Annotated in this window: 15 protein-coding genes; 10 read left to right on the forward strand and 5 right to left on the reverse strand. The window is 39.3% G+C overall.

Going from position 1 to position 12,272, the window contains the following annotated elements; all coding sequences use genetic code 11:
- The 3 genes from QXW63_00005 to QXW63_00015 all read left to right on the forward strand — a co-directional run.
- Positions 1–571: metal-transporting ATPase (locus tag QXW63_00005; protein MEM3460285.1), on the forward strand; the 571-nt coding region annotated here is incomplete at its 5' end.
- Between the two features lie 50 nt (positions 572–621).
- A complete protein-coding gene (locus QXW63_00010; GenBank protein ID MEM3460286.1) occupies positions 622–3,042 on the forward strand; it encodes a plasma-membrane proton-efflux P-type ATPase in 2,421 nt (806 codons plus the stop codon).
- A gap of 134 nt (positions 3,043–3,176) precedes the next feature.
- On the forward strand, positions 3,177–4,172 hold the full coding sequence (locus QXW63_00015) for a site-2 protease family protein (GenBank protein ID MEM3460287.1): 996 nt from the start codon (positions 3,177–3,179) through the stop codon (positions 4,170–4,172).
- Between the two features lie 81 nt (positions 4,173–4,253).
- Here QXW63_00015 and QXW63_00020 read toward each other — a convergent pair whose 3' ends face one another.
- A complete protein-coding gene (locus QXW63_00020) occupies positions 4,254–4,868 on the reverse strand; it encodes a MarC family protein (protein MEM3460288.1) in 615 nt (204 codons plus the stop codon).
- 133 nt (positions 4,869–5,001) lie between these two features.
- On the opposite strand from QXW63_00020, the gene QXW63_00025 reads away from it, so the two are divergent.
- The 5 genes from QXW63_00025 to QXW63_00045 all read left to right on the forward strand — a co-directional run bounded on the left by QXW63_00025 (position 5,002) and on the right by QXW63_00045 (position 7,638).
- Positions 5,002–5,826, forward strand: coding sequence for a helix-turn-helix domain-containing protein (locus QXW63_00025; GenBank protein ID MEM3460289.1), 825 nt, complete (start codon positions 5,002–5,004; stop codon positions 5,824–5,826).
- 263 nt (positions 5,827–6,089) lie between these two features.
- Positions 6,090–6,368, forward strand: coding sequence for a hypothetical protein (locus tag QXW63_00030; GenBank protein ID MEM3460290.1), 279 nt, complete (start codon positions 6,090–6,092; stop codon positions 6,366–6,368).
- A gap of 29 nt (positions 6,369–6,397) precedes the next feature.
- Positions 6,398–6,757, forward strand: coding sequence for a hypothetical protein (locus tag QXW63_00035; protein MEM3460291.1), 360 nt, complete (start codon positions 6,398–6,400; stop codon positions 6,755–6,757).
- Between the two features lie 25 nt (positions 6,758–6,782).
- Positions 6,783–7,307 (forward strand): hypothetical protein, encoded by a 525-nt coding sequence (locus QXW63_00040; protein MEM3460292.1) that lies wholly within the window; start codon positions 6,783–6,785, stop codon positions 7,305–7,307.
- A 55-nt stretch (positions 7,308–7,362) separates the two neighbouring features.
- Complete coding sequence (locus QXW63_00045) at positions 7,363–7,638, forward strand: hypothetical protein (protein ID MEM3460293.1); 276 nt, start codon at positions 7,363–7,365, stop codon at positions 7,636–7,638.
- Positions 7,639–7,732: 94 nt separating this feature from the next.
- Here the strand turns inward: QXW63_00045 and QXW63_00050 are convergent, their stop codons facing one another.
- From QXW63_00050 to QXW63_00065, 4 genes are read right to left on the reverse strand one after another with little or no spacing between them, the layout of a single operon-like run.
- Positions 7,733–9,046: an alkaline phosphatase family protein gene (locus QXW63_00050; protein MEM3460294.1), complete on the reverse strand. Its 1,314-nt coding sequence runs from the start codon at positions 9,044–9,046 to the stop codon at positions 7,733–7,735.
- A 9-nt stretch (positions 9,047–9,055) separates the two neighbouring features.
- Positions 9,056–9,514, reverse strand: coding sequence for a universal stress protein (locus tag QXW63_00055; protein MEM3460295.1), 459 nt, complete (start codon positions 9,512–9,514; stop codon positions 9,056–9,058).
- Between the two features lie 37 nt (positions 9,515–9,551).
- Positions 9,552–10,469 carry a carbohydrate kinase family protein gene (locus QXW63_00060; protein MEM3460296.1) on the reverse strand — a complete coding sequence of 306 codons (918 nt, stop codon included), beginning with the start codon at positions 10,467–10,469 and terminating at the stop codon, positions 9,552–9,554.
- 21 nt (positions 10,470–10,490) lie between these two features.
- Complete coding sequence (locus tag QXW63_00065; protein MEM3460297.1) at positions 10,491–11,453, reverse strand: hypothetical protein; 963 nt, start codon at positions 11,451–11,453, stop codon at positions 10,491–10,493.
- A 119-nt stretch (positions 11,454–11,572) separates the two neighbouring features.
- On the opposite strand from QXW63_00065, the gene QXW63_00070 reads away from it, so the two are divergent.
- Both QXW63_00070 and QXW63_00075 read left to right on the forward strand, forming a co-directional pair.
- Positions 11,573–11,989: an EamA family transporter gene (locus QXW63_00070; GenBank protein ID MEM3460298.1), complete on the forward strand. Its 417-nt coding sequence runs from the start codon at positions 11,573–11,575 to the stop codon at positions 11,987–11,989.
- A 108-nt stretch (positions 11,990–12,097) separates the two neighbouring features.
- The gene (locus QXW63_00075; GenBank protein MEM3460299.1) at positions 12,098–12,262 is read left to right on the forward strand and encodes a hypothetical protein; all 165 of its coding nucleotides are present in this window, start codon (positions 12,098–12,100) and stop codon (positions 12,260–12,262) included.
- Positions 12,263–12,272: the final 10 nt, after the last annotated feature.

The raw sequence follows: 12,272 nt of genomic DNA on the forward strand, positions 1-12,272 counted from the left end.
CGAAACTATCAGAGTTCTATTCTTCATCACAGCGTCAATAATCATATTCAATTTTTATCCAGTCACTCCGCTAATGATAGTCTTGTTGGCGATTCTAAATGATATACCAATCATGACAATCGCTTATGACAATGTAAAATATTCTGATAAGCCAGAAAGATGGAACATGCGAATTTTATTAGGGATAGCCACTTTTCTAGGCATCATAGGGGTTTTCTCATCTTTTGGATTACTTTACATAGGGCGTGAAATACTGCATTTAAATACTGAAATACTTCAGTCTTTCATATACCTCAAGTTGTCAGTTGCTGGGCATTTTGCCTTATTTGTGGCAAGAACAAAAGGACCTTTTTGGTCTGTTAAGCCAGCAAAAATCCTGCTTCTCACCGTCATACTTACACAACTTACTGCGACATTAATCACCGTTTATGGGGTATTGCTTCCAGCGATGGGTTGGATCCTTGCAGGTCTTGTTTGGGGTTACGCTTTAGCGTTATTTCTGGTAACAGATTTTCTTAAGGTCCGTTTCTATAAGCTGTTGAATCATGGGGGAATAATCTTTCACAGATAAGAGACATTAAACGTTTATAATGCAACTATCGCTTACTGATTTCAGGGAATATGACTACTAATATAAAGAGTACATCTGAGTTTAAGCAGCTTTCCATCGAAGAAACGTTCAAGATACTAGAGACATCTATGCAAGGGCTTACAGAGGCCGAAGCAAAAAATCGAATAGAAAAGTTTGGATACAATGAGATAACGGAAGAAAAGAAAAATCCCTTCATAGATTTTTTTAAACGTTATTGGGGTCCAATGCCTTGGTTACTGGAACTAGCCATCATCCTCTCATGTATTCTCGGTCATTACCTTGAAGCAATCATAATTTTTGTTTTACTCACCATAAATGTTGTTATAGGCTTCATACATTCGCATCGCTCGCAAAAAGTGCTGGAGTTTTTAAAAAAGAGGCTGGCAATAAAAGCGAAGGTGCTGTGTGAAGGAAAATGGATAGTGAAAGACGCTAAAGAGATTGTTCCAGGAGACATTATACTCGTAGGACTTGGCGACCTGGTGCCTGCAGATGCCAAAATAGTGAGCGGTGAACTTTCTGTTGACCAATCAGCTTTGACAGGAGAATCTTTACCAGTTAATTTGAACCCTTCCGACATCGTCTACTCGAGTTCTATAGTGACGAGAGGTGAAGCCAAGTGTGTTGTGGTCAATACTGGGGTGAATACGTATTTCGGAAGAACTGCTGAGCTAGTTAAAAAGGCTAAACCGAAATCTCATCAAGAAGAGATAATGATGTCTATTACTAAGTATATGATGTACGTTGGCATAGTGGCGTTGATTTTAACTTCGGCATATGCTTTGCTGTTGAATATGGGTATTCTATCGATATTGACGTTTGCAGTTATCTTTCTAATGGGCGCCATTCCGGTGGCATTACCAGCCGTGCTCACCATTGTTCAAGCTGTTGGCGCTATGGAACTTGCAAAAGAAGAAGTTCTAGTAACTCGTCTCGATTCTATTGAAGATGCAGCTTCCATAGACGTAGTCTGTTTGGATAAAACGGGCACAATAACACAGAACAAGCTCTCAGTTGCTGAAGTCATACCCTTTTTCAAGTATACAAAAGAAGATGTAATGTTAATAGCGAGTTTAGCGTCTGAAGAGGAAGGCGGAGACATAATAGATTTAGCAGTTATAAACTACGCAAAATCGTTAGGCATTGATCTCAATTCATATAAACGAGTCTCCTACACACCTTTCAACCCAACCATTAAAAGGTCCGAAGCCGTTATTGAGAGCAAAGAAATACGTTTTAAAGCCGTTAAAGGTGCACCCCAAATAATTTTAGACCTCTGCAAGAACACAAGTGAAATCCAACAAGAAGTAAGCAAGGTGCTAGAAGAGTTATCCCACAAGGGATACAGAACTTTAGCGGTGGCAAAATCGAATGGCAAAGATTTAGACAAACTCATGTTTATGGGACTTTTAGCTTTAGCTGACCCTATAAGACCAGATTCAAAAATGATGGTGGAGGAGATTAAAGCGCTTGGCATAAAGCCCATGATGCTTACAGGCGACAATATTAGCATTGCCAAAGAAATAGCTTCTCAAGCCTCAATCGGCGATAGGATTATTCCAATAGCTGAACTTAAAGCTCTAAACGAAGCAGAGAGAGCAAAAATTGTCGAAAAGTATGATGGTTTCGCCGAGGTATATCCTGAAGATAAATATGAAATAGTGAAACTTTTGCAGTTAAACGGTCATATGGTGGGAATGACTGGTGACGGAGTCAACGATGCGCCTGCACTTAAACAAGCGGAAATGGGAATAGCTGTGAGTAACTCGACAGATGTGGCGAAAGCCTCCGCCAGTGTGGTTTTAACCGAACAAGGCGTGAAAGTGATTGTTAGCGCAATAAAAATGAGCAGACAGATATACCAACGAATGCTAACGTGGGTTATAAATAAGGTTGCTAAAGTGATAGAATTTGTCACTTTATTGACGCTTGGATTTTTCTGGTTACATGACATTGTTCTCAGCCTATTAGGTATGACGCTGCTAATTTTTGCAAACGATTTTTCAACAATGTCATTGGCAACTGATAACGTAAAACATACAAGTAATCCAAACAAGTGGAATGTCAAAAACATTACATTAGCATCTCTTGTAGTTGGTTTACTCTTGGTTGTTGAAAGCGTAACCGCAATGGTAATAGGAAAAAATTATTTTCAACTAGAATGGGAAAAACTGCGCACCCTTATAATGCTGGTACTTGTCTTTAATAGTCAATTTAGAGTGTACATTGTAAGAGAAAGAAGACACTTTTGGTCTTCAAAACCCGGCAAGGGATTGATAGCATCCATTACAGCCATAATAATTGGATTCACGTTGTTAGGCATATACGGCATAATAATTCCTTCACTCTCGCTATATCAAGTTCTTTTCGCCCTAGGCTTTTCAGCATTATTCACCGTTGGAATCGTCGACCCCTTTAAATATTTAGCCTTTAAAAAATTCCAACTTTGAACTTAAGGTTAAATATGTTATCGAAAGTCTAAAAAGCCTTTGTGTTCAATAACTATATCTTTATGAAATATTCATTCAAAATTGGTTCTGTATGGGGCATTCCTATCGAACTTCATATAACGTTCGTACTCCTAATGGCTGCCATATTCATCTTGTCCTACCCTCAGCTTTACCTTTTCATCCTCATCCTTTTTCTATTCGTTTTCGTCGTTATTCATGAATTAGCGCATTCAGTAGTTGCGAGACATTACAAGATTAAGGTGCGCAAAATTGTGCTATATCCAATCGGTGGAGTGTCGGAAATTGAGGAGATTCCAGAGAAACCAAGCATAGAATGGCGTATGGCTATTGCTGGTCCGCTTACAAGCTTTGCCATTGGTGCTATTCTCCTTGCTCTAGATCAAGTCATTTTAATAGAAACGCAACCGACGCCACTTGCACCTACGCTTAGTACTGCTGGAAGCCTCATGCTTGATTTAGCGATGCTTAATTTTTTCCTCGGAGCATTTAATCTGATTCCGGCTTTTCCAATGGACGGTGGAAGAGTTTTTCGCGCCCTTCTCGCTGAGAGAATGAAGTTTTCTGATGCAACGAAGTATGCTGCGTTTATTGGCAAACTCTTTGGCATATTAATGATGGTTGTTGGAATTTTCTACAACCTTTGGTTAATAATAATTGGCATGTTTATTTACATCGGAGCAAGCGAAGAAACGGAACAGACAATTGTCTCCACGACTCTGGCAAGGGTTCGAGTTAAGGATGTCATGTACCCTGAGGCGGCATCAGTTACACCGGAAAGCACCCTCTCAGAAGCTTTAGAAGTAATGTTCAAAGCAAGATATCATGATGCTCTAATTGAAAAGGACGGCGCCTTTCAAGGCGTCGTAACATGGAATGAAATTATGAAGATAAAACCCGAACAGAGAGGCGAACTAAAGGTAAGCCAGCTACCCATAAAGAATGTTTCAGTATCTCCAGACGAATCAATACTTGAAGCATACAAAATCATGATGCGAGAAAAAATAGATCTCGTTCCCGTTGTTAGTAAGGAAGCCCCTATGAAGGTTGTAGGCGTTTTGACCGCTGAAGGAGTGGCATATGCATACGAGAAAGCTAAAGCTCTTCGCTAGATAAGAAGCTTGAAGTGATCGCTGACTACCATTCTAAAGAATAGTGCAAGTTGCTGTGGTTAACGAACAAGATCATTTTTGTTATTTGCTGAAAACTTGTGACGCAGCTTCCGCAACTCCATTGATTATAAATTGAATTGCTATGGCTAATATTATTATAGACATTATTGCCGTGACAACACGAAGACCCTCGTCGCCTAACAATCTAAGCAGCTTAGCGGAGTATATCATTCCCGCATATGATATTAGAATCCCTAAAATAATTCCCGTAAAAACAAAAGAAACTTCCAAAACATTGTTTGCTTCGGAAACAAGAAGCATCACAGTTGTAATAGCCCCAGGCCCTGCCGTAAGGGGAAAAGCAAGAGGAACAATAGCAACATCTTCACGCTCATCCGAAGAGTACTCCTGTTTTCCAGGATACAGCATTCTTAAGGCAACTGCAATAAGAAGAATGCCTCCGGCAATTTTGAAGGCATAATCTGTGATATTAAATACTAAGAAAAGAAGATGGCCTGTTAGCACAAAAAATGTTAATGCGATGAAAGATATCTTCATAGATTTTGCGGCGATTTTATGCCGTTTTTTCGGCTCCATATCCTTTGTTAAAGTTATATAAACTGCTATGGTGCTGAACGGTTCTATCACAGCGATGATAGATGTGACTGCTATTAGTGCATATTCCAATGTTCCCAATCATTTCAGCCAGCACGTGATTCAGATGGTCATCTTACATATAAAATTACTGAAAATAAGGATTCTTTCTGTTCAGAAATTCAAAAACCTTAATAGAATTTACCATGTAAGTCAGATGACAAGGTGACATTGCATGTTTCCATTAATTTCAGAGGATTTGGTTAAAAGACTGATGCTTTTTGGTTTAAGTAAGAATGAAGCGAAGGTCTATATTGCATTATTGCAGCTTAAACGCGCAGGCGCCACTGAAATAGCGAAGTTGTCTAGTGTTCCACGCCAAGAAGTCTATCGTGTGTTGCCTCGTCTTGAAAAATTAGGCATAGCGGAAGTAATTATCGGCAAACCAACCAAATTTCTTGCAATAAACCCCGAAGAAGCTCTATCTGAATTGATTAAATACCAACAAGAAATTTTTAAAAGTAGGATTTCTGAGCTCCGCCGAGAAAAGGATGTGTTAGTAAACGAATTGGAAAAAATACAGGGCAAATCTGCCAGATTAACGCCGCGCGAACCAGCACACTACATTCTCATCTCTGGACAACGTTTGGTAAACGAAAAAATTCAGGAAATGCTGCAGAAAGCAAAAAATGAAGTGCTCTGGATGGCTCCAAAGCTCGAAATTAAAGTTGCCATTATTTACGGCAGAGATGAAATACTTCGCCGATGTGCACATAGAAAAGTGAAAATAAGAATAATAACGGAAGTGGACGAGAAAAATGTGGATGACGTGGTCAAACTGAGCAAATTTTGCGAGATAAGACATGCCCAAAACGTGACATCTACGATTACTATTGTTGATGATAAGGAACTCATTATAGGTTCAGCTTTGCATGTCAGCGAAAGTTTAAACAGTGATGAATTAAGGCATAAACTGTGGACTAACGACTTAAGCCATATTACTGTTATGAGGGATTTTTTTGAAAAAGTCTGGAGCAGCGCTATTCCCGCAAAGTTGTAATCAAATTGGCAAAACGGTCGGTTTGTCATATTGTCTGCTGACTGACATACATTTAAATCGGGAAATGCCCATTCAAAATATTGCTGAAGTCGACAAGCAAAATATTTCTTCACTCTCCTTTCTCCCCTAATTATTGCCGGCTTCAGCAGAAAAATTGACATATTTTACTAACTCAGCAATGAAAAAGACCTCTGTAAGATTGTCGACTGACTGACATACATTTATGAAACCCATCGCCATACACTTCTTCCGTGGTGCGAATGATGAAAAAAGCGTTAAAATATGAAGAAGATGAAATGGAACCAGAACTTTCAGAAAAAGTAATAGAGAAAATAAGCGTTATACAAGGCTTTAAATTATTGTTTCTAAATGGAAACAAAAGCATTCACCAGGTGGAAGTTAGAAGAATCAACTTTCAAGATTTAATGCGCCATTTGCAACAGGGAGAATCCATTCTGATTACTCCAAAGCTTCAGAAAGAGTTTTCAGTAACCATGATGAAGCGCGAGGAACAAGCTCCTTGGTACTTTACGCATCTTTGACAGAAACTAAATGTTTGAAGGAAGGTCGAATGAACACCAGTTTAATTTCAAACTTGTTGAATTTTATGAAAACGGAAAAAATCAAAATGAGATTAAAGAAAATTAGTGATTCAGAATTTTGGCTCGAGAGTCCAGAAGGATCTTTAACCACCAAATTCGCCATAGACGATAATGCGCATGAAGTTTTTTACGATGTTTTCTCAACCGAACAAGATGTACATCTGAAAGAGGAAACCATTAAGGATGTGGAAAGAATAGATTTCATTGCAGAAGAACATAAAGAATGGAAGCTTGCTAAGGCTGCCGAAGACGTGTGGTTAATCCTAGATAGGGTCAAGCTTTGGGCGCAACAAAACAACTATGAGCTTAAAGAACACGAGATGATATAGATTAAGCAAAAGGAGGTGACTTAAAATGTCAGAAAAAAGCGTATTAATTGAGATTGATAAGCCTCATTTTACAGTCAGACTTTATGAGCGCTTTCTCGTAATAGACGTAAAAGGAACACTCAAAGATGAAATTGAGGAAGCCCTTGAAAATAAGCCGATTCTTAGAGAGACTTTGGGTCACATTCTTGGCATATTTGCGCCATTACATATACGTCTGAGTGATATAGACTCGGTAAACATGGATAAGATGGGGACCGTCAGAATACATCTTCCTCATCACAGGGACGTAGTCATTTCACTTGAGCCAAAAGAAGCAAAGAGGCTCATAAACAAACTGAATGAATTGATTCCAGAGGCAAAAGAGGATGAGCTAGAACGCATTATTAAAGAGCATAAACTTCAAAGGATTGTAGAAGAGGAGCAACTAATGGAAAAAGAAGAAGAAATCATGCCAATGGGCGGTGCACAAATGCCAATTTCTGAGCCTCCAGGCACGCGGGAGAAAATAAAGGAAGCAGAGAAGAAGATAATTGAAGAAGAACAACGGTAACCTTGTTTTCTTGGTTAAATAGTGACTGGCGGGTGAATAAAAGAAGTGAAATTGAATGAATAAAAAGGTAACAGTTACACTTGCAGGGATCTTTCTTGCAATAGCTTTAGCACTCCCATCTTATGTATTAATTGAAGCAACAACTGAAGATCTCAGACAATTCAACAAGTTCCTACAAGAAAATCAGCTTCCACTTGATGATACTGATGTTGAGCAGTTCATATATGTTACTGGAACCAGACATCAAAGGCTCTTTGCAGTACTCTTAATATTTGAACTTGTCTTTACAATTCTCTTTGCCATTGTGTTATGGCTAAGCTTAAAGCCGTGATTTTTCTATCCGCAATTTTTTCCGAGTATTTTTAGTTAATAAAACATCTGCATTATTTTAATCTGGTAAGAATTACCAAGCTGTACGCAAATTTTTATGCTTGTTTAAGGAAACTAATTAGTTTTGGCATGAGTTCAGTACCACTATTTAAAATGTCCAAGCTTCCCTTTTTGCATTCTCTCTCAGAAAATTTTAAGATGTTGTCGCCTTTGATTTTGTTGCCTGATATAAGTAGTGGAACAGGATCATCGCTGTGAGCTTTTAGTTTGCAGGGTGTCGAATGATCGGCAGTAACACAAATTATAAAATCTTCTAGTTTTATCGTTTGTAACAATTTTGCAAAAAAGTATTTGTCTATCATGGAAATGATATGTTTTTTAGCGTCAAAATTTCCATCATGTCCGGGCTCGTCTGGACCCTTAATGTGTATGTAAAAGCAATCATAAGCTGGTAAGTGCTCAATTAGTTTCTTAACCCTAATTACGCAGTCCTTCTTAATATCCTTCGAAGGCGGTGGAAGAATTACAGTATCCATGCCTGCCAATTTAGAGATCCCCCTTTCAACTGGCATATCAGTTAAAGAAACAAAACGAACTCCATAGTGTTCATTAATGTTAAAGAATTTTGGCAGTTTATGACCAGCATCCCTTGTGATTATAATGTTTGCCTTAAGTTTACCCTCCGCTTCGCGTTTCTTGTTGACCTCATGTTTATCTAGAACTTCATGACTTTTTTCGACAAATTCGCTCACGAGCTCTGCAGAAATTTTTGCCTCTTCACTGCCATCTGTAGGCTCACATTTTTTCAGGAACATACTAATTTTTGCTTCCGCTATTCCAAGCTCCTTTATCCTTGCGTAGCCTGGATCCGTATTTGTTATTTTGCTTGAAAGCGATTTCTGACGGCTTCTTATGACTAAAACTCCTCTGTAACCAACAGTATTCTTAAACTCAAAGTCTGCAGAGTGAGATTCAAGCTTCACATTTTCATTAATAGCTTTACATAACTCCGTAGCCTCTTTAGTGGTTAAGTCTCTTCCCACGCGCCTATCAATGAGCTCACCATTTTCGCCTGAGGTTGCAAAGTTACATCTTAAAGCAAGATCGCCATCTTTCACTTCAATGCCAGCGCCAACCGCTTCAAGGATTCCTCTGCCTGTGCCATACTTGAATGGGTCATATCCCAAAATTGAAATTACAGCTACGTCGCTTTCTGGAGCTATGCCTTTCCTAACGGTGTACATTAACCCCGTTTTTCCATGTGCAGCAAGAAAGTCCATATTAGGCGTGTCTGCAGCCTCAAGCGGTGTCTTATTGCCTAATTCTGCGATTGGCAAGTCGCCCATTCCATCAATAACAACGTAAATCAGTTTTAGAATTTTGCTCGCCTCTTTATAACTCGAAACCAATGTACAGAGCTATTTCACTATTATCACTGGACAATGTGCTTCGTCTGCAACCCGGTCAGCGACGCTTCCTAAGAAAAACTCTTTAACTCTGCCTAATCCCCTATGCCCCATTACTATGAGGTCAAAGTTTTCTTCTTTGGCAGTTTCAACAATCTTGTCTGCCGGTCGACCTTCCTTTAGCACGGTTGAAATTTTTAAGTTAGGCTTCAGATCCTTAGCCCTTTTAAAAGCATTGGATAATATTTTTTCATGAATATCTTTCACTTCTTTAGTAAACTCGTCCCAATTAGCAGGATAAGCAAACGGCTCTCCTGGATACTCGATCATTGGATAGATGACCCTCGGTACCTGAAAAACATTTATTATTGTAACGGTCGCAGAATATTTTTCCGCTATATCAAGTGCAAAATCCAACGCCTTATCAGCGTGTTCAGAGCCATCAATTGCCACCAAAATTTTTTTAATCAAATCCATCCCATCTATTCAATCTTTTCACTTTTCTAACTCATAGATTTTGCGCATGCTCCTTTAAAAATCGTTCAACAGCTTTCCGATTTGGCAAGGCTCTGGCTCCAACTCTTGTTATCTTTAAATTAGCTGTAGCATTAGCAAACTCAACAGAATCTTCCAAATTTTTACCCTCCAATTGAGCGGTGATAAAACCAGCTGAAAATGCGTCACCTGCTCCAGTAGTGTCAACAACCTTAACTGGATAAGCGGGAACGCTAAAACTTTTGGAGTGATCTATTGCAAATACGCCATCTGGACCCCTTTTAATTATGACCATTTTTGGTCCAGATGCAAGAAGAGTCTTCGCTGCTTTTTCAAGTTCGATTACGCCTGTGAGCTCTTGGGATTCCTCTTGATTCAGAAGAATCTGGTCAACATGATGTAAGAGGGGCAACAGCCTTTTCAGTCCCATCCTCGACATGAGTCTTCCAGGATCAAAGGAAACTGTAACATTTGCTTTCTTTGCTATTTTTGCGGCAGCTAGAGCCGTGTCAAATGAAAGCCCAGTAATATGAACATGTTCGCTTGATGAAATGTAGTCCTTATCCAAATCAGATGGAAATAGCTTATCGCTTGCTCCAGTATATCCAAACATAATTACTTGCCCCTTCTTGTTAATGGCGATTACTGTTAACCCTGAACTTGTTGCAGTATCAACTTTAACATGAGCTACGTCAACTCCGTCATGCTCAAGTTCTTCTAAAAGCACTCGTCCAAACGTGTCAAAACCAATAGATCCTATAAATCCGGATTTCACGCCAAGTCGTGATGCGCCCACAGCCACATTTGCAGCAGAACCTCCACCACCTAGACTTAACTTGTCAGTTTTTGCTTCCCCATCAGCTTCGGGAAATTCGTCCACAAAAATGCGAATATCCATCAAAACATGACCAATAGCAACAAGATCAGGCAAGACAAACACTTCCTCTCTACATCATAGTTTACTGCTTACATTTAGTATTTCTCTAATTCTCTGTTGAGTCTCTCGTGGTGGCATAATGGTATTGACCATATAGACATTTGTCTGCTTAAAATATCTATGGAAGAAATCCTTTCTTAACTCAAGTTTTCTTTGATCTTTCACAAGTTGATGAGGGTTGCAGAAGTCGTTTGCAATCATGTACTGTAAGGCTTCATCCACACTTAATTTAGTGACAATTCTTTTGTCTGCCGGGTCTCTCTTCAACAAAATTATATCCCTCATTGTAGTTAGGGGTATAACGCCTCCGCTCCCGACAATCCATCTGACGTTCACTACCGCTCTGCCTTCCTTATCGAAATGAGCCTTATCTACAAGCCGTTCATACTCGTTCCAAATTTTTCCAATGTCTGCCTCAATGTAACAATTCTTTTCAGAACCAAACGCAAGTGGTTCTCTACTAGACAACCTCACGAAATACCAATCATCAGAAACAAGCCGCGCATCTTCAAGACGCAGCAGCCCCCAAGAATGTGTTGTTTTACCAGTTCCAGAAGGCGCTATCAGCGATACACCATGACCTCCGATGTCGATAGCGGCGCCATGAACAGAATAAATCCTATGTTCATCTTCCAAAACGTCTCCAGCTACAGCCAAAGCTATGCTTTTTATCCATCCATAATAGTCAACATTTACCAAAAAGGCCGTTTTGGTATAAGGATCATATTTTACCGTCATCTGTTGCCCAGGCTCTTCAAGGACTATTAGTCTTCCGTGAGACCTTACATCTTCGCTCATTGTGTAAAAGTTATCTTCCCATCGATCTTTTACATACTCTGCTTCTGTAAGCAGTTTTATACAACAACCATATATCTCTGCCTTTGCCGTGTATAAGAATCTCCCTTCATATTGTTGATAGAGTTCATCCTTCTCTTCTGGACCGATTAATTGAATAGAATACCGTGTTCCAAATTCCATACTGAAACCTGCCTTTCATTTTACATTAAATCATATAGTCACAAAAAGGTTTGCTGTTCTTTGTAAACGTTGGATAAAAATAATATACTGCACACACAATTTAGGATTGGTGATAAGTGATGGATTGGCTTGTCTTAGCGATTCTGGACGCATTTTTTGCTGCACTTGTGGCGATTTTTGCAAAGGTTGGGTTGCAAGGCGTTGATTCCAATGTTGCCACTGCAATAAGAACCATTGTTATGATGGTTTTTACGCTAGGCTTCGTAATAGCCATAGGTAAGGGTCCTCAACTAACGCAACTAACTAGTAAGGATGTGTTTTTCATAGTGCTTTCCGGAATAGCTGGCGCTATATCTTGGCTGCTCTATTTTGCCGCTTTAAAATTGACTGACGCTTCGAAAGTTGCGCCAATAGACAGAGCAAGCGTATTATTCGTGTTAGTCTTATCCGCCCTTATTCTAGGCGAAAAAATAACACTTAAAACGGCGATGGCTGGGGTCCTCATTTTCATTGGGGTTCTATTGCTTGCAATTTAAAAAGCATAGATGCAGAGCCATGTTTCGCAGCACACGTTAATGCCTTCACAGTCCCGCTGTTGATAAATTTTAACTACTTCAAACACTTACATTTGATGTGTGATCGATATGCCCGATGTTTCGCTAACTAGAGTTGAGTTCCTGCCAAAACGTGATTTAGACGAATTAGAGAAAAAGATCATCGACATTCTAAAAGACTTTGAGAGGAAACACAAAGGAATATTCATTTACGCCGAAGTAGAAATAATAAAAAAGGAGCAAGAAACAGAATAGATTACTCATT

This window comes from Candidatus Bathyarchaeia archaeon, assembly GCA_038873195.1.
GTDB lineage: Archaea > Thermoproteota > Bathyarchaeia > Bathyarchaeales > Bathycorpusculaceae > DSLH01.

Bases quoted from the DNA above. Each gene is read 5' to 3' on its own strand.
- QXW63_00010 (MEM3460286.1), top strand. From the start codon at position 622: ATGACTACTAATATAAAGAGTACATCTGAGTTTAAGCAGCTTTCCATC.
- QXW63_00015 (MEM3460287.1), top strand. From the start codon at position 3,177: ATGGCTGCCATATTCATCTTGTCCTACCCTCAGCTTTACCTTTTCATC.
- QXW63_00025 (MEM3460289.1), top strand. From the start codon at position 5,002: ATGTTTCCATTAATTTCAGAGGATTTGGTTAAAAGACTGATGCTTTTT.
- QXW63_00030 (MEM3460290.1), top strand. From the start codon at position 6,090: ATGAAAAAAGCGTTAAAATATGAAGAAGATGAAATGGAACCAGAACTT.
- QXW63_00035 (MEM3460291.1), top strand. From the start codon at position 6,398: ATGAACACCAGTTTAATTTCAAACTTGTTGAATTTTATGAAAACGGAA.
- QXW63_00040 (MEM3460292.1), top strand. From the start codon at position 6,783: ATGTCAGAAAAAAGCGTATTAATTGAGATTGATAAGCCTCATTTTACA.
- QXW63_00045 (MEM3460293.1), top strand. From the start codon at position 7,363: ATGAATAAAAAGGTAACAGTTACACTTGCAGGGATCTTTCTTGCAATA.
- QXW63_00065 (MEM3460297.1), bottom strand. From the start codon at position 11,453: ATGGAATTTGGAACACGGTATTCTATTCAATTAATCGGTCCAGAAGAG.
- QXW63_00070 (MEM3460298.1), top strand. From the start codon at position 11,573: ATGGATTGGCTTGTCTTAGCGATTCTGGACGCATTTTTTGCTGCACTT.
- QXW63_00075 (MEM3460299.1), top strand. From the start codon at position 12,098: ATGCCCGATGTTTCGCTAACTAGAGTTGAGTTCCTGCCAAAACGTGAT.